Origin of the sequence: Devosia insulae DS-56, from assembly GCF_000970465.2 — a bacterium.
GTDB lineage: Bacteria > Pseudomonadota > Alphaproteobacteria > Rhizobiales > Devosiaceae > Devosia_A > Devosia_A insulae.
Map to the genome: position 1 here is coordinate 1 of NZ_LAJE02000076.1, position 14,580 is coordinate 14,580.

At 66.5% G+C, this 14,580-nt stretch carries 17 protein-coding genes; 6 read left to right on the top strand and 11 right to left on the bottom strand.

What is annotated here, in order from left to right; all coding sequences use genetic code 11:
* Window positions 1–173 precede the first annotated feature (173 nt).
* The 6 genes from VW23_RS05210 to VW23_RS05235 form a co-directional block, all read right to left on the bottom strand.
* Window positions 174–1,370: a CCA tRNA nucleotidyltransferase gene (locus tag VW23_RS05210; protein WP_084645586.1), complete on the bottom strand. Its 1,197-nt coding sequence runs from the start codon at window positions 1,368–1,370 to the stop codon at window positions 174–176.
* Window positions 1,367–2,017: a CoA pyrophosphatase gene (locus VW23_RS05215; protein WP_069908531.1), complete on the bottom strand. Its 651-nt coding sequence runs from the start codon at window positions 2,015–2,017 to the stop codon at window positions 1,367–1,369. Before VW23_RS05215 ends, VW23_RS05210 begins: the two co-directional genes overlap by 4 nt.
* An 88-nt stretch (window positions 2,018–2,105) precedes the next feature.
* A complete protein-coding gene (locus VW23_RS05220; protein WP_069908532.1) occupies window positions 2,106–2,909 on the bottom strand; it encodes an ADYC domain-containing protein in 804 nt (267 codons plus the stop codon).
* 74 nt (window positions 2,910–2,983) lie between these two features.
* Window positions 2,984–3,283: a hypothetical protein gene (locus tag VW23_RS05225; RefSeq protein ID WP_069908533.1), complete on the bottom strand. Its 300-nt coding sequence runs from the start codon at window positions 3,281–3,283 to the stop codon at window positions 2,984–2,986.
* A 159-nt stretch (window positions 3,284–3,442) separates the two neighbouring features.
* Window positions 3,443–4,003, bottom strand: a complete 561-nt coding sequence (locus VW23_RS05230) for a GNAT family N-acetyltransferase (protein ID WP_084645588.1) — start codon at window positions 4,001–4,003, stop codon at window positions 3,443–3,445.
* Between the two features lie 332 nt (window positions 4,004–4,335).
* Complete coding sequence (locus tag VW23_RS05235; RefSeq protein WP_425285195.1) at window positions 4,336–5,046, bottom strand: DUF4336 domain-containing protein; 711 nt, start codon at window positions 5,044–5,046, stop codon at window positions 4,336–4,338.
* A 36-nt stretch (window positions 5,047–5,082) separates the two neighbouring features.
* Between VW23_RS05235 and VW23_RS05240 the strand changes: the two genes are divergently transcribed.
* Window positions 5,083–5,655 carry a TetR/AcrR family transcriptional regulator gene (locus VW23_RS05240; protein WP_084645590.1) on the top strand — a complete coding sequence of 191 codons (573 nt, stop codon included), beginning with the start codon at window positions 5,083–5,085 and terminating at the stop codon, window positions 5,653–5,655.
* Between the two features lie 2 nt (window positions 5,656–5,657).
* On the opposite strand, the gene VW23_RS05245 is transcribed toward VW23_RS05240, so the two are convergent.
* Entirely contained in the window at window positions 5,658–8,474 is a 2,817-nt protein-coding gene (locus VW23_RS05245; protein ID WP_176730331.1) for an autotransporter outer membrane beta-barrel domain-containing protein, read from the bottom strand.
* A gap of 176 nt (window positions 8,475–8,650) precedes the next feature.
* On the opposite strand from VW23_RS05245, the gene VW23_RS05250 reads away from it, so the two are divergent.
* Entirely contained in the window at window positions 8,651–10,258 is a 1,608-nt protein-coding gene (locus tag VW23_RS05250) for a winged helix-turn-helix domain-containing protein (protein WP_069908535.1), read from the top strand.
* Here the strand turns inward: VW23_RS05250 and VW23_RS29280 are convergent.
* Both VW23_RS29280 and VW23_RS05260 read right to left on the bottom strand, forming a co-directional pair.
* On the bottom strand, window positions 10,208–10,399 hold the full coding sequence (locus tag VW23_RS29280) for a hypothetical protein (RefSeq protein WP_069908536.1): 192 nt from the start codon (window positions 10,397–10,399) through the stop codon (window positions 10,208–10,210). The two genes, VW23_RS05250 and VW23_RS29280, sit on opposite strands and share 51 nt — an antisense overlap.
* A gap of 45 nt (window positions 10,400–10,444) precedes the next feature.
* The gene (locus VW23_RS05260) at window positions 10,445–11,140 is read right to left on the bottom strand and encodes an alpha/beta fold hydrolase (protein WP_201788015.1); all 696 of its coding nucleotides are present in this window, start codon (window positions 11,138–11,140) and stop codon (window positions 10,445–10,447) included.
* Window positions 11,141–11,227: 87 nt separating this feature from the next.
* Between VW23_RS05260 and VW23_RS05265 the strand changes: the two genes are divergently transcribed.
* Window positions 11,228–11,740: a putative immunity protein gene (locus VW23_RS05265; protein ID WP_069908538.1), complete on the top strand. Its 513-nt coding sequence runs from the start codon at window positions 11,228–11,230 to the stop codon at window positions 11,738–11,740.
* 16 nt (window positions 11,741–11,756) lie between these two features.
* Here VW23_RS05265 and VW23_RS05270 read toward each other — a convergent pair whose 3' ends face one another.
* A complete protein-coding gene (locus tag VW23_RS05270) occupies window positions 11,757–12,347 on the bottom strand; it encodes a TetR/AcrR family transcriptional regulator (RefSeq protein ID WP_069908539.1) in 591 nt (196 codons plus the stop codon).
* Between the two features lie 68 nt (window positions 12,348–12,415).
* Here VW23_RS05270 and VW23_RS05275 point away from each other — a divergent pair, with 68 nt between their 5' ends.
* Window positions 12,416–12,805, top strand: a complete 390-nt coding sequence (locus VW23_RS05275; protein WP_069908540.1) for a nuclear transport factor 2 family protein — start codon at window positions 12,416–12,418, stop codon at window positions 12,803–12,805.
* Window positions 12,806–12,832: 27 nt separating this feature from the next.
* On the opposite strand, the gene VW23_RS05280 is transcribed toward VW23_RS05275, so the two are convergent.
* Window positions 12,833–13,324, bottom strand: a complete 492-nt coding sequence (locus VW23_RS05280) for an NUDIX domain-containing protein (protein ID WP_201788016.1) — start codon at window positions 13,322–13,324, stop codon at window positions 12,833–12,835.
* Between the two features lie 85 nt (window positions 13,325–13,409).
* Here VW23_RS05280 and VW23_RS05285 point away from each other — a divergent pair, with 85 nt between their 5' ends.
* Window positions 13,410–14,303, top strand: coding sequence for a metallophosphoesterase family protein (locus tag VW23_RS05285; protein ID WP_069908542.1), 894 nt, complete (start codon window positions 13,410–13,412; stop codon window positions 14,301–14,303).
* A 2-nt stretch (window positions 14,304–14,305) separates the two neighbouring features.
* On the top strand, window positions 14,306–14,580 hold a 275-nt coding region (locus VW23_RS05290; protein ID WP_201788017.1), incomplete at its 3' end, for a MurL-like N-terminal domain-containing.

A 14,580-nucleotide genomic window follows, 5' to 3' on the forward strand; every position in this document is an offset into this window, starting at 1 on the left:
TTTTGTTTTTTCACGCAGAAGACGGCGTCAGGGATTTTTGCCTGTGTCGTGGGCTAGGAAAGGTGTATAAGGGACAGGTGTTGCACCGCCGGTTCACCTCGCGTCCCCTCGCCCCTCTGGGGAGAGGGCCAGGGTGAGGGGCGCCAAGCGCACCGGCCCTGGAGAAACGCCCCCTACCCCCGCACCATCTCCAGCAGCGCTGCGCGATCGAGAACAAACCCACTCTCGATCCAGGCGCGTTCGAGCCGCTCCAGTTCCACCCCGAGCTCGCGCCCCGGCGGCATGCCGAGGCCGATAAGGTCGTTGCCGCGGATCGGGAAACGCGGCACGTCGAGCCGCTGCAGCTGTTCGAGAACGGCGAGCTTGCCCGCATCGCCCCAGTTCGACAGCGTCGCCGCAACGTCGATGCCGTCGGCCAGCGCCCCGGGATGCCGATAGGCGGCTTCATTCAGCCGGAACTCGGCGATCAGCCGCGCCGCCGAGAGGATCGCCTCGGCCGTGCCGATATCGTCGTTCGACAGCCGCCAAATCGCCTGCAACCGATCTGCGGCGATTTCCGACATCAGGATCGCCAGCCGCGCTGCATATTCCGGCTTCCGCACCCGCCGCTCATAGCCGTAGAGCAGCCGGATCATTGCCTCGGGCAGTTCCAGGATCTCGGCCTCCCGCATCGCCTTCAGCGTATTGGCGATGCGCGGCAGCGCCAGCATCCGGCGCATTTCGGCCCCCACCCGCTCCGCCGCCAGCCGCCCCAGCGTTCCCGCCGCCGCGGCACAGGCGGCAAGCCCGTCAGGATCGAACTGCTCGCCGGCGTGGCTCGCCGAAAAGCGGAAGAAGCGATAGACCCGCAGCCGGTCCTCGGCGATCCGTTCGGCCGGCTTACCGATGAACCGCACCTTGCGGGCGAGGCAATCCTCCACCCCGTGCAGCGGATCGAACAGCGTGCCGTCCATGCCCGCATAGAGCGCATTGAGGGTGAAATCCCGGCGCAGCGCATCCTGCCGCCAATCGGTGCCGAACCGGACCACGGCGTGCCGCCCGTCGGTCTCGACATCTTCGCGCAGCGTCGTCACTTCGGCGGTGAGCCGGTCGAGCCTGAGCGTCACCGTGCCGTGCTCGATGCCGGTCGGATAGGCCGAAAGCCGCGCCCGCTCGGCCCTGAGCATTACCTCGTCGGGCCTGAGCTCGGTCGCCATGTCGATGTCGGAATTCTCGCGCGGCAGCTCCAGCAGCGTATCGCGGACGATGCCGCCGACCACCCGGGTCCGGCCCTCGGCGCCATCGAGCAAAGCCAGCATGCGCTGCGTTTCCGGCCGCATCAGCCAGTCGGCGCGCCTGAGGCGTTCGTCGATGTCCCCCAGCTTGTTCAACCGCCCTCCGGGCCCAAATCCTTCTCTGGGCTTAGCGCCAGATCGTGGAAGCGTCGTGTAAGGTTCGCTGTTATGCCCCAGATGACAAGCCCGCTATGCTCGATTTGCCAGGTCGAGTGCTCGCGGCCACCCCGCTTGATGTGGAACGTGGTGTAGCTGCCGGGGGTCATCAGGTAATCGAGCGGCACCTCGAACACCGAGCGCACCTCGCCTGGATTGGGGATGAAGGGCCGGCTCGGCTGCACCACCGCCACGACCGGGGTGATCAGGTAGTTCGTGCCGGTATAGTAGAGCGGCATGAAGCCCAGCACCTCGGCTTCGCTGCGCTCGAGCTGCACCTCTTCCCAGGCCTCGCGCAACGCCGCATCGGCCGCATCCCTGTCGGTCGGATCCACCTTGCCGCCCGGAAAGGCGATCTGCCCGGAATGCGAGCGGAGCTCGGGCGAGCGCTCGGTATAGAGAATCGACAGTCCCTCGGGACGCCTGACCAGCGCGATCAGCACCGCCGCCGGCACCGGCGGGCGGCCGGGCGGCGTGTCCGGCACCCAGTCGGGCAGCATGCCGGCCGTGGCGTCGTACGCTTCCGGTTCGCGCAACAGCCGGCTGGCGATTCTCGTGATCAGCGCGTCGTCAGTCAGGGCCGGCACTCCAGAACGTCTCACCCGTAACTGGCAGACTTTTCCAACAAGGTCATGCGGCAAATCAAGAACTGTCGCTGTCAGGGTGAGCTGTCGCCTACTTCGACAGGTTGTAAACCTCGGCCGAAACGGCACCCTCGGAGCAGGCCTCGGGACCGAGCTTTCCGGTAAGGCGCGGACAGGTCCGGGCCAGGTCCTCGAGCGAGATATTTTCGCGGATCCGCACATGAGCCACGCAGGCCGCCCCCTTCGGGGTCCACGCCGCCTCGAAGCTGAACCCCGGGTTCCGGTCGGCGACCTGGATGCCGGCATCGTCGAACATGTCGATGATCGTGCCGTCCCTGGTGGTCGGCGTGCCATCGCCGCAGTAATCGGCGCGCACCATGTGGATACAGGCGTTGTAGCGGTCCGCCTTGGAGACGCCATCGGGACCGATCTCCCAGGGGCGATAGCCGAAGCGCAGGCACTTGCCCTGGGCACCCGAGGTGCAGGTGAGCACGAACTCGCCCGGCTCGGCCGGATGAATGGTGCCATCGGCATCGGCGCGCCCGGCGACGGCGTAGCCCTCGCGGACGCCATCGGCAGAAGGCGAGCAATAGGGGTTGTCGGTATCGGCGTAGCGCAGGTCGTTGAGCTGCAGCTTGCCGCTGGTGTCGCGTGGGTCGGGCCGTACTCCCTTCAGCCTGATGCGGATGGTGCTGTCGCCGTCCGAATAGGTCAGCACCATGCCGACCAGTTCGGTCCCCTGCCGGGTCGTCCCATCCGACAGGGTGGCGCGGAAGGTGCCCTCCGCCGCCTCGATGGCGGTAACGGTCGGCTTCAGCGCCTGCGCCGCGGCGGGCCCGGTGAACAGCACCGCCAGCAAGCTGAAGATCAAGGCGGACAGTGACATCGAGCGCATGGGGAGACTTCGGTTGGGATGCAGCAGCCTCGAAGCGCCGGGAACGAGCCTCGTCCCGGCGCCAGGGCGAGGGATCAGTTGGCCAGTTCGACCGCGATCAGCTTCATCTGCTTCAGCACCAGATCGGAAACCGCGGTGCCGTTCTGCCCACTGCCGTTCTGCCCGCTGCCATTCTGACCCGAACCGTTCTGGCCGGAGCCGTTCTGGCCCGAACCGTTCTGACCGGAGCCGTTCTGGCCGCTGCCGTTGAGGCTCGACCCATTGGGGTCAATGCCGTTGTTGGTGACGCCATTCTGGCCGCTGCCGGCATGGGCCGGAGCGGAAGCGGCAAAAGCGGCGAGCAGCGCGACGATGACGAGGGAGGCACGGATCATTTCAGTATCTTTCAAATGAGGAAGGCGGGCCGGATTGTTCCGGCGTTTCGCCGTTGGGATGCGGCGACCTACCTTTCTCGAAATGAACGGTTCCTGAGGGCCGTGTTCAAGCAGCGGCCGGCCCGGATGGCCAGCCGCTTTGCCTGCACCTGGAATGACTTACGAGCGCCTGCCGGCGCCGAACGCCTTGATCGGGCCGGCGAGCCGCACGGCCATTGTCGGGTCGTTGGAGTAGACCAGCACCCGGCTCGGATCGACTGGTCCTGGGAACTCGATGGCGCCCAACTGCGTCGGTACCCAGCCGAGCGGGCAATAATAGTCGCGGTCGCCGACCAGCAGTACGAAGCTGCCTTTGCCGCGCTCGAGCGCAATGCGGGAAACCTCCTTGGCCAGCATCTTACCGGCGCCGCGTTTGCGGAAATCCGGGTGCGTCGCCAGCGGCCCAAGCATGTAGCCGTCGATGCCGCCGACGCTGATCGGCGTCATCCACACCGAGCCGCAGGCCTGCCCGTTCACTTCGGCAATCAGGCTGAGCGTCGTGTCGATCGGGAAGCGCTCGCGCACCCGGAACGCCGTGCGGGCAAAGCGGCCCGGCCCGAAGGCAAGCGCCTGCAGGTCCTCGACGAACTGATCGTCGGCCGGAGTAGCAAAGCGAACGGTGGGCAGGCCAAGTTGCGGAGGCGCTGCTTCAGCAGCGACGGAGACGGAAGGCGCGATCATGTGACTGGTCCAGGAACTAAAGAGACGAGGACAAACGTGCCGGCCCACTTAAGCCGGCTGCCGACCGATTACGGTCGTCGGGTCACCTGAAAAGCCTTCTCCATCCTGGACGCCTCCTGACGTCTGAAAAGCGCATTAGCATCGTGTCGGCCAACGCGTCCACGCAAAATTATGGACCTGCAGTCAAATTTCAAGACCGCCTCCTCAGATTTTGCCCGCCCGCGTAGCAACGCCTTGTCGGCGCTACCGGATCAGCCGCGATTTAGGATCGGATTTGTGTCCTTGGTTTGGCGCTGCAAGGACCATTCGTGGACCGGGCGAGGCCCCTTGCCTCACCATTTCACCAGCCAGGCGAAGGCCCGTTTGAGAAAGGCATGGCCTTCCCGTCTGACCGGCGTGCCATGCGCCATCAGCACCTTGTTGGCGCGCCAGGCGACGATGCGGCGGAGCGCTGCCCGGGCGACGCGCTTGTCGGACAAGGCGACGCGAAATTTTCGCGGCACCGAGGGTTCGTCCGCCAGCATCAGGTCGAGGCGCGCCACCAGGGCGCGCCACCCCTTGAACCAGCCGGGCGGGAACTGCTGCAACAGGTCGGTGAAGATCACCGTGCCGCTCGGCCGGTGGAAGGCTACCGCCTCGGTGGTGATGCGATTGCCGCGCACCAGGACGACCTCGATCTCGCCGGTCCAGCCGGGTACCGGCGTGTTGCCGAGGTCGGCTCCGAACTTGAGGTCGGCTCGCTTCTCGCGGACCCCCGGCGCTGCCAGCACCTGGGCCACCGGAAAGGCGCGATGCCAGTCGGCAATGAAGCTGTCATGCAGCGAGTTGGGCGCGACAAGATAGCGGACATTGCCCAGCATCTCGACCTCGCCGCGCAGCTGCGGCGTCAGCGCCACCGGCGACCAGATCACCAGGTCGCCACCCGCGAGTCGGATCACCGTCATGCGGGTGGGATAGTGAAAGCCGGCGGCGGCGGTAACCACCGGCCCATCGACAATCCAGATCTCCGGGCCGAAAGCTTCCCACATCTCATAGCCCCGCATCTTCACACCCGTATAAAATTACACTACTGTGTACTTATGGCAACCCTGAAGCGAACCGATCGCTCCCGTGCCCAGATCCTCGAAGCTGCCGACCAGGCATTTCGCGTACTGGGCTTTACCAACACCTCGATGGAGGAGATCGCGGCGCGGGCCGGTCTCACCCGCAAGACGATCTACAACCTGTTCAGCTCCAAGGATGAGATCGCAAAAACGCTGATCGCCCGGGTCGAAGCCGGCGACGCCGGCTATCGCGCCCGCATCGCTGCCAACGAAGCTGTGCTGGGGCTGTTGACGGCTGTCCTCCTCGACAGCGCCGGCTGGTGCCTCGCCAACCCCTCGCTTGCCCGCCTGGCGCTCAGCCCGGCCGAGCGCCCCTCGGTGGCGCCACCGCCCGATCGTCCTTCGTTCCAGCGCCTCGTCCGCGACATCCTGGTGCTCGGCCAGCAGCAGGGTGTTATCCGCCGGGATGAGGACCCCGATTTCATGGCCCTGCTGCTGCTCGGCATCTACGGGCAGGCCATGCTCACCGCGCTCGCCACCGGCACATTCAGCGACGGCGAGATCCGCCGCATCGTTCGTCTCGTGGTCGAGGGCATCGGCGCAAACTAGCCTCAGAACGTTCCACCCAGTCCTGCCCTCAGCGCATGCGACTGACCATCGACCGTGAGATCGCCGGTGTAGCTCGCGGAAACATCCAGCCCCTCGGCCAGGTCGAGGTCGAACCCCGCCTCGAGCAGTAACGAGTCCGCGGCGGCGGGGGTGGCTGCGATAACGAATGGCGAGCCGCCGTTGAACCCAAGATGCGCGGTGGGCGCCTCACCAAAACCACGACGCCAGCCGATGCCACCGCTGAATGTCGCAAGACCACCCTGGCCCACCACGAATTGATACGCGCCACGCAGACCGAGCGTAGCGAAGGATTGGTTGACCACATCGGCTTCACCCGTGAGCGCGGCGCCGGCGCCATTGCCGGTCTCTTCGAAGGCCTCGGTCGCCTCGAAGGTGTCGCCGAGCCGCGCATATGGCGTGAGGCTCGCCGCGCCGAAATCGACCTCGTGCTCGAGCTCGGCGACCACCTGGCCAGTGGTGGCGCCGTACTCGGCCGTCAGTGTTTCGTTGAGCCCCAGCCCCACCTCGCGGCTGGTCGAGATGGCATGCCGCGTCACCGTACCGGCGAGCGAGAACCGTGTGTCGCCCCAGTTGGTCCCGGCATAGAACCCGGCGCCGAGATCCGCGGTGGTCGCCTCGGTAGCGCGGTCGGCGATCGAGACGTTGGTCTGTCCCAGCTGCGCCGCCAGCCCCACCTGCCAGTCACCGACAGCCGCATCAGCCCCGAGCAGCAGCCCGCCGCTGGCCTGATCGGCTCCGGCCGCATTGCCATCGCTGCCGCGCTTGCCCAAGCCGCCATAAAACTCGCCCCAGATCGCGTTGCCGTCGCTCGCTTCCGGCAGCGTCGGTAGCGCGGCATAGCCGCTGGCGGCGGCGGAACCATCGAGCGTCCGCGCCGCGTCCAGCCGCTGCAGCAAAGCGTCCGACACCAGCCCGGCATTGTCCATCAGCACGCCTTTCAGCGTCGCATGCCCCTCACCCGAGAGCACATCGAACATCGCCTGCGCTTCAGCTTGGTTGAGGCTGAGAATGGTGTTGTGGGCGGCGTTGTTGGCGTCCAGCGCGTCGAGCGCCGCAGCGGCGCTGGCCTGGTTGGCCGTCGTCGCCACGTCGGCGAAGGCCACGCTGTTACGATTGAACTCGAGTGTCAGCAGATCGCTGCCATTGACGTCAGGGATCAGCACGAGCCGCGGCGCGATGAAGGCATAGTCCGAGACGACATCGCCGAAGCTGCCATAAAACCCCTCATCGGCGCTGAGGATGATGTAGCCGGCGCCGAGCGCCAACGGCCCGGTGCCGCGCTTGACCGCGATATCCGCCCCCTCGACATAGGCGATCCCCATCACCTGGATCAGGTCGCTCGAGCCGGAAGCGATCTCCACCTCGTAGGTCGAACCGGGCCCCATGTAGAAATTGCCTGCCATGGCGAGGGTACCGACCCCGTCCTGGCCGGGAGCGATCACCCCGCCCCCGACCACGCTGACGTTGCGCACCACGCCGATGCCGCTCAGCCGGCCCTTCGAAGTAATGTCGCCGCCCAGCCAGCCATCGACCATCAGCTCGCCATCGAGCAGGCTGATCTCGCCAGTGAAGTCTCGGCTGTTGCCGGTCAGCCTGGTCCGGCCGGGGCCGCTGAGTTCGATGATACCGACGCCGTCGATGTCGGCATCGAAACTGTAGTCCGTGTTGGTGTGGTTGAAGACGAGGTGCGCCGTGGCGGAAGCCAGGTCAATGCTGTCAGTGGTAAGCGTGCCGGCCGCAACCGCCGCCTCTTCCGACGCCGCGCCGATCACCAGCGTACCGGCGTCGCCGATCGTCACGCTGTCGGCGCTCACTGCCCCTTCGTTCGCGATCGTCAGAGTGCCTTCGCTCACCAGCCCGATATCGAGGTCGCCATCTATGCTCCAGCGCGAGCCCTGGCCATCGACGGTGACCACGCCCTTTGCCTCACCGCCAAAGCTGGCGATCCTGGTTGAACCGCTGCTGACCACCCCGCCATTGCTGATCGTCAGGGTGCCCTGGCCCTGATGGCCGATCGACAGCGTACTACTGAGCGTCCAACTCGAACCGATGCCATCGACCAGCACGGTTCCTTTGGAATCGCCGCGGCCTGCCAGTTGGGCATAGCTGCTGGTCACCGTGCCGCCATTGGTGATGTCGACAAAGCCGTCGCCGAACACCCCGACGAACAGCTGGCCGGAGCTCCAGTTCGATCCGGCCCCATCCACCACGACCTTGCCGTAGGGGCCGTAGCCGACCTCGGAGTTTTGCGACTCCAGCGTTCCGCCGTCGCTGACATCTATGGTGCCCCTGCCGGCATAGCCCAGCTCGAGGAACACCGTGCTCAGCTTCGAGCCGGCGCCGCTCACCGTGGCGGCGCCGCTACTGCCCAGGTTGTAGCCCACATGAGCAATGTTGCCGATGTTGACCACGCCGCCATCGCTGACGTTCAACGTGCCGACGCTGTAATCGCCAAGGAAGAGGTCGCTGCCGACCGTGAGGCTCGACCCGGCGCCGCTCACTTCGACGGTCCCGTTGCCTGCCTCGGAGCCGATTGCCACGATGTCGCTCACCGCATCGTCGCCACCAGTAACCCGGCTTGTGCCGTCATTGCCAACGAACGAGACGTCGCTCGCGTTTGGAACGCTTCCGCTATTCCAGTTGTCCGGGGCCAGCCAGTTGCCCGTGCCGGGGTTGACCCATTCGGCGGCGCTCGCGGGCAACGCACTCAGCGCGGTCGCCGCCAGCAGCAATGCGCTGAGCGCGCTGACGCCCCGCGATGCGCGCACCATCATGGTGCTCACTGACTGGTTGAACATGGAATCGCCCCCGGCCCCTGATCGCGAGGCCATGTCGCTTCATCTCATTGCGTTGAGATCGAGTCCTGAAAGCGCCCGGGTGGCATTCTGAAATTTTTCTGAAATTCGTCTCTTTTGCCCGCCGCGCTTGAAATCTCGATATCGGCAAGGCATCGAGTTCGCCGGGAGTTTTGGGCATGGCGACGACCCGGTTTGCCGGATTTGAGCTGGATGACGAACGCGCGGAACTGCGTGGTCCCGACGGCGCACCCATACGGCTGCGTCCCAAGACCTTCGAAATGCTTCGCCTGTTCGCCGCCAACCCCAGCCGGGTGCTGAGCAAGCAGGAACTGATGGAAGCGGTCTGGCCGAACGTGCATGTCGGCGAGGACGGGCTGTTCCAGTGCATCCGCGAAATCCGCGCCGCGCTCGGCGACGAGCAGCGCCAGGTCATCAAGCTGGTTTCGGGCCGCGGCTACCTGTTCGTACCGGCAGTGGAGGAGGACGCGGCGCGCACGCCGCCGCTGCAACCCGCAACTCCTCGGGGCCGCTGGCTGTCGCCCGGACGCCTCGTCCTGATCGCGGCCGTCGTCGCTGTTGCCGGCGTTGCCGCTATCGCAGCGGCAAACCTCGTAGCGCCGTCGCCCCCGACCATTGCTGTCATGCCGATCGTCGATACCAGCACGGTCGGCGACGGCGGCTCGCTTGCCGCCGGGGTGACTGATGAGCTGGTCGATGGCCTCGCCCGCATCGACAACCTGCGAGTGCTGGCGCCCGGCGCCGGAGCACCAGCCCAGTTCGAGGTGCGCGGCGAACTGCTGAGGACCGCCAGTACCTGGACGCTCAAGCTCCGGGCCGTGCGCACCGCGACCGGCGTGGTCGAGTCCGTCGCCACTGCCAGCGTCGATCCCGGCCTCGCACCCGACCTGCAGGAGGTTCGGCTGGCCGCCGGCGCCGGCGACCGGCTGGCTCGATGGCTCAACGAGGCGCTGGAGGGCAGCCATGCCGGGGCACCCGAGCCGACGCCCGGCGTCCGGGTCGCCATCGAGCAGGCCTCGGCGTCCATCAATCAGACCTCGCGCGAGCGCTTCGGCGTGGCGCAACTGATGCTGAAAACCGCCCTTGCCTCATCACCCGACAATGTCGACCTGCAGGTCGCGCTCGCGGCGCTGCAGACCCGGGGCATCCAGATGGTCTGGTACGACGAAGCCGAAGCCGCCGCGGCGCGGGCGAACGGTGAGGCGATGCTGAAGCGCGCCGTGGCTTTGCGCCCGCGCTCCATCGCCGTGCTTGAAGCGCAGTGCCGGTTCCTCGCGGCCACCAACGAGTTCGTCGAAAGCCTGATCGCCTGCGCGCGCGCCACCAGCTTCGACCCGTGGAATGGTTCGGCGCTCTACCAGACCGGCCTCGCGCAGGTGTTTCTCGGCCGCTTCGAAGATGCGCTCATCAGCTTTGAACAGGCTTATCGTTACGACACGCCGACCGTGTCGCGCTGGACCTGGCTGCTGGGCATCGGCTGGGTCAATGTGCTGCTCGGCCGGGACGCCGAAGCGGCCCTCTGGCTTGAGCGCTCGATCGCCGTCACGCCCGCCTCCGGCCGCACGCACCTGATGCTCGCCACGGCCTACCAGCGCCTCGGCCGCGCTACCGACGCCAGGGCGGCGTTCGCGGCCGGCATGCTGCTGCGACCTGGCTCGACCGCGGCCAATGTCGAGCCGCCGGCGCGCAACGTCAGCCCGGCTTTCCTCGAGGCGTCAGCCCGGGTGATGTCGGTGCTGGTAGAGCTCGGACTGCCCGAGCGCTGAACGCCCGTCCTCCTTGCCGAGCTGATGCTCGGTGCGCCGGATGAACGCGCCGATCAGCGGCGTCGCGACCTCCGAGTGGGTTTCCAGCAGCAGGTGCCCGCCATCGAAAATATGGGCCTCCATCCGCGGCAGGTCCTGCATCCAGGACAGCGTTTCGGCGATATCGAAGAACGCGTCGTGCCGCCCTCACAGCAACAGCGCCGGCGGCTGGTAGCTTTTGAGGTACTCGGCAATCTCGTCGAAGCGCTCGGCATAGCGGCCATAGTCGCTGAGCAGCACCCGCTGGGTGTCCAGCCGTCCCGGCAGGTTCATCACCCGCCAATCCTCTTCCCATTCGGCTGCCGGAATCTGCGCCGCCACCTCCGGCGGCACGCCCATCACATATTGGTCACGCATCCCCTTGAGGCTGAGCACCGACATCACCTCGGCGGTGTTTTCGGGCGTCGGATGGGCCCAGAACTCCAGCGAGTTCTCCCAGAGCGGGCCGAAGCCCGTCCGGTGCGCATTGGCGTTCTGGATGATCAGCCCGCGCACCAGGTCGGGCGCCTGCATCGCCATATGCAGCGTCGCCGCCGCGCCGAAATCATGCACGTAGAGGTAGCGCGGCCCGACATCGAGCCGGTCGAGCAGTTCGGCGATCGCCTCGCCAAAGCCGCTGAGCGAGGGCGATGGCAGTGGATCGGACTCGCCGTAGGCCGGCAGGTCCGGCGCAATCAGGTAGGCCTCATCCGACAGTTCACTCATCACCGTTTCGAACATCCGCGCCGCATTGGGAAAGCCGTGCACCAGCACCACGGCGGGTTTCGACGGCTCACCTGCGACGAGGAATGACAGCTCGGTGCCTCCCTTGAGGCGCAGCCGTTGACGAGTTGGGGGTGTCATCTTCAAACTCCTTTCCCGGTTGTCCATGATGCCGGGCTAACGCCGAGCAGCGCCGCTTGGCTCCATCAGTGCGACAAGGGCAGACGGATGATCCTCAGCAAGCAACGTGATCCGCGCCTCGTCACCATCCGGCGCGGCGGCACGCTCACCGATGCCGATCACCACTTGCTCGCTGACTGGGTGACCGCCTGCGCCACCCATGTGCTGCACCACTTCGAAGCGGCCCGCCCAGGCGACGACCGACCCCGCCGGGCGATCGAACTCACCCACGCCTGGATCCGCGGCGAAGTGCCGATGAAACAGGCGCACGATATGGCCTTCGTCGCCAACGCCGCCGCCCGCGATCTCACCGGCGCGCCCAAGTTCGCAGCCCTGTCAGCCGGCCAGGCCGTCGCCGTCGCGCATGTGGCGGCGCACGATCTGGGGGCCGCTGCCTATGCGATCCGCGCGGCGGAGGCAGCCGCACCTGAGGCGGAGCGGGAGACAGCCCGGCGCGCCGAATGCGCCTGGCAGCGCGCCCAGCTGCCCGACGCGATCCGCGCCCTGGTGCTCGACGACCAGCAGCAGCGCAACGCCATTTGCTGGTCAGTGTTTGATTAGGTGCCGACTGCCAACCTCAGCGCGCCGGCAGCAACCTCGCCAACCCTGCCTCGATCAGCCCCGCCACGCTGCTGGGATCATCGAGATAGGCGATCTCCAGTAGCCCATCCGACAGCGCCACCAACAACGAAGCCGTCACCTCCGGCGCCGGATCGCCATCTGCCGCCAGCAGGTCGCGCAGCACGCCGTGCAACCAGGCGCGGCGGGCATCGATTGCCTGGCGGACCGGGCTGGCCGGGTCGGTGTATTCGGCTGCCGCATTGAGGAACGGGCAGCCGCGAAAATCCCCGGCCATGCCGACAGTGCTGATGCGCCCGAGGATTGCCGAGAGCATCCGGCGCGGCACCTGCTTGGGTAGCGCCGCGACGGCAGCGCGGCCGATCCGGTCCTGCTCCTCGAGATAGGCGACCACCAGGTCGTCCTTGGACGGGAAGTGGCTGTAGAACGTCGCCTTGGCCACGCCGGCTTCCGCGATGATGCGGTCGATGCCCACCGCGTGGATGCCCAGCGCATAAAACAGCCGCGTCGCCGTATCGAGCAGCCGCCGACGCGCCGGCAGCGGTACGGCCAACGGTGCGGGGTCAGTGGAGGAATCGCTCTTCGCCATGGCTTGACACTACCAGACAGGTCTGTATGGTTCAACACATAGACAGACCTGTCTGTATGGAGTGCGAAATGCAGTCGACCGAAACCGCCGAAATCATGCGCCGCTTCAATCAGGCGTTCCTCGAGCACCAGCCAAAACTCCTCGAAGAGCTCATCGCCCCCGATTGCGTCATGGAGTCGATCCAGCCGGCGCCCAACGGCACGCGTTACGAGGGCTACGACGCCTGCCTCGCCTTCTGGCAGGCCATCGCCACCGATCCGGTGGCCTGGTTCGACGTCGAGGACACCGTCGTCATGGGCGACAATGCCACCATCCGCTGGCGCTTCAATTTCGGCAACGGCGGCTCGGTCCGCGGCGTCAACGTCATGCGCGTCCGCGATGGCCGGATCGTCGAGGCGCTGGGTTATGCGAAATCCCCGGGCCAGGCGGCACCGCTCCCGGAGGTAGCAGGCTCATAACTGGAGCTCCTGTGGGGCCCAGATCCCCTACCACAGCCCCGGCAAATCCTCCGTCCCCGACGCGATCTCGGCAATCCGCCGGGCCGTGCCGGGGTTCATCCCCTCCGGCAGAGCATCCATCGCGAACCAGCCGATTTCGGCAATCTCGCCGTTCGCCTGGAACGGCTTCACCTCGCGAAAATTGCGCCCGACATAGACCGCCACATGGTCGCGATTGGTCGCCTCGTGCTTTTGCAGATAGAGCCCGAGCAGCCGCATCGGGCCCTCGACGCGAAGGCCGGTTTCTTCCTCGGCTTCCCGGCGCGCCGCCTCCTCGGCGGTCTCGCCCGGCTCCACCCCGCCGCCTGGAAAGTGCCAGCCCGGCATGTAGGTGTGCCTGAGCAGCAGCACCCGGTCGCCATCGAGCAACACCGCCCTGGTGCCCAGCACCATGCGCCGGCGCACCCCGACGATGAACAGATGCGCCGAGGTTCTGACGCGCTGCCAGCGGCTCATGGTTCTGCTGGTGGTTCGGCTCATGGGGATGCTCCCGCTGACGTTCAATTGGCGCCGGAGCCATTTAGGGCATTTTCTTGCCACGCGCCGCATGGCATTACGCCGGGCAATGATCACGCTCGCTCATCTGTCCGACGTTCACCTGGCCCCGCTGCCGCCCGTCCGGGCGCGCGACCTGATGAACAAGCGGATCACCGGTTTCCTCAACTGGAAGATCAAGCGCGAGCACACCATGGCCGGCGACGGGCTGACCAAGTTGGTGCGCCACATGCGCGAGCAGAACCCGGATTTCACCGTCGTCACCGGCGACCTGGTCAACCTGGCGCTCGATGCCGAGATCAATACTGCCTATAACTGGCTCGAGACCCTCGGCCCGCCCGAGCAGGTCTGCATCTCGCCCGGCAACCACGATGCCTATCTCAAGGGCGCGTTGCAGAAGGCGATGGATCGCTGGGACGGCTACGTCATGGGCGAAACCGTCGACGACAACGCCTTTCCATTCGTCCGCCGCGTCGGCGACGTCGCCGTGGTCTCCTGTAACAGCGCGGTGCCCACTGCTCCGTGGATCGCCGCCGGCCGCTTCGAGGAAGACCAGGCGGCGCGCCTCGCTCGCTGCCTGAAGTTGCTCGGCGATGGCGGCTATTTCCGCGTCGTGCTGATCCACCATCCCCCGAACCAGGAGCAGGCGCATCCGCGCCTCGGGCTCTACGGTGCCAAGGCCTTTCGCCGCGTCATCGCCGAGCATGGCGCCGAGCTGGTGCTGCACGGGCACACCCATCAATCCTCGATCTACGCCATTCCCGGCCCGCGCGGCGATGTGCCGGTGGTCGGTGTCGCGGCGGCCGGCGCCGCGCAGGGCGATACCGGCGGGCACGACCCGGCCCGCTACAACCTGTTCTCGATCCAGCGCCTCGGCACTGCCTGGCAGTGCACCTTGCGCGAGTTTGGCTTTCAGCGCCTTTCGACCGATATAGTGCTGAGATTGAGCCTCAGGATCTATTGAGCGTGACCGAAGCCTTCACCATCGAGCCACCCGCCTTCGACGCCGTGACGGGTGTGGCGACCTTCCGCTACAGGCTGGGCGAGCTGAGCTTTTCGGAAGTCCTGACTTTCCCGTCGGGCAGCGACAGCAGTGTCGCGGCGACGCCGGCTTTCCTGAAACTGCTGCAGCTGACCGCCGTCGTCCTCGGCGTCAGCTACTTCAAGCTGCGCGCCCCCTATCGCATCGTCGTGCCGTTTCCGCAGACGGTGCGCGAACATGACTTCGCGCTGGACGTCTA

What these genes read in the sequence shown, in the direction of transcription:
- VW23_RS05220 (WP_069908532.1), bottom strand. Translation starts at nt 2,909, where the DNA reads ATGCGCTCGATGTCACTGTCCGCCTTGATCTTCAGCTTGCTGGCGGTG.
- VW23_RS05225 (WP_069908533.1), bottom strand. Translation starts at nt 3,283, where the DNA reads ATGATCCGTGCCTCCCTCGTCATCGTCGCGCTGCTCGCCGCTTTTGCC.
- VW23_RS05230 (WP_084645588.1), bottom strand. Translation starts at nt 4,003, where the DNA reads ATGATCGCGCCTTCCGTCTCCGTCGCTGCTGAAGCAGCGCCTCCGCAA.
- VW23_RS05235 (WP_425285195.1), bottom strand. Translation starts at nt 5,046, where the DNA reads ATGCGGGGCTATGAGATGTGGGAAGCTTTCGGCCCGGAGATCTGGATT.
- VW23_RS05240 (WP_084645590.1), top strand. Translation starts at nt 5,083, where the DNA reads ATGGCAACCCTGAAGCGAACCGATCGCTCCCGTGCCCAGATCCTCGAA.
- VW23_RS05245 (WP_176730331.1), bottom strand. Translation starts at nt 8,474, where the DNA reads ATGTTCAACCAGTCAGTGAGCACCATGATGGTGCGCGCATCGCGGGGC.
- VW23_RS05250 (WP_069908535.1), top strand. Translation starts at nt 8,651, where the DNA reads ATGGCGACGACCCGGTTTGCCGGATTTGAGCTGGATGACGAACGCGCG.
- VW23_RS29280 (WP_069908536.1), bottom strand. Translation starts at nt 10,399, where the DNA reads ATGCAGGACCTGCCGCGGATGGAGGCCCATATTTTCGATGGCGGGCAC.
- VW23_RS05260 (WP_201788015.1), bottom strand. Translation starts at nt 11,140, where the DNA reads ATGACACCCCCAACTCGTCAACGGCTGCGCCTCAAGGGAGGCACCGAG.
- VW23_RS05265 (WP_069908538.1), top strand. Translation starts at nt 11,228, where the DNA reads ATGATCCTCAGCAAGCAACGTGATCCGCGCCTCGTCACCATCCGGCGC.
- VW23_RS05270 (WP_069908539.1), bottom strand. Translation starts at nt 12,347, where the DNA reads ATGGCGAAGAGCGATTCCTCCACTGACCCCGCACCGTTGGCCGTACCG.
- VW23_RS05275 (WP_069908540.1), top strand. Translation starts at nt 12,416, where the DNA reads ATGCAGTCGACCGAAACCGCCGAAATCATGCGCCGCTTCAATCAGGCG.
- VW23_RS05280 (WP_201788016.1), bottom strand. Translation starts at nt 13,324, where the DNA reads ATGAGCCGAACCACCAGCAGAACCATGAGCCGCTGGCAGCGCGTCAGA.
- VW23_RS05285 (WP_069908542.1), top strand. Translation starts at nt 13,410, where the DNA reads ATGATCACGCTCGCTCATCTGTCCGACGTTCACCTGGCCCCGCTGCCG.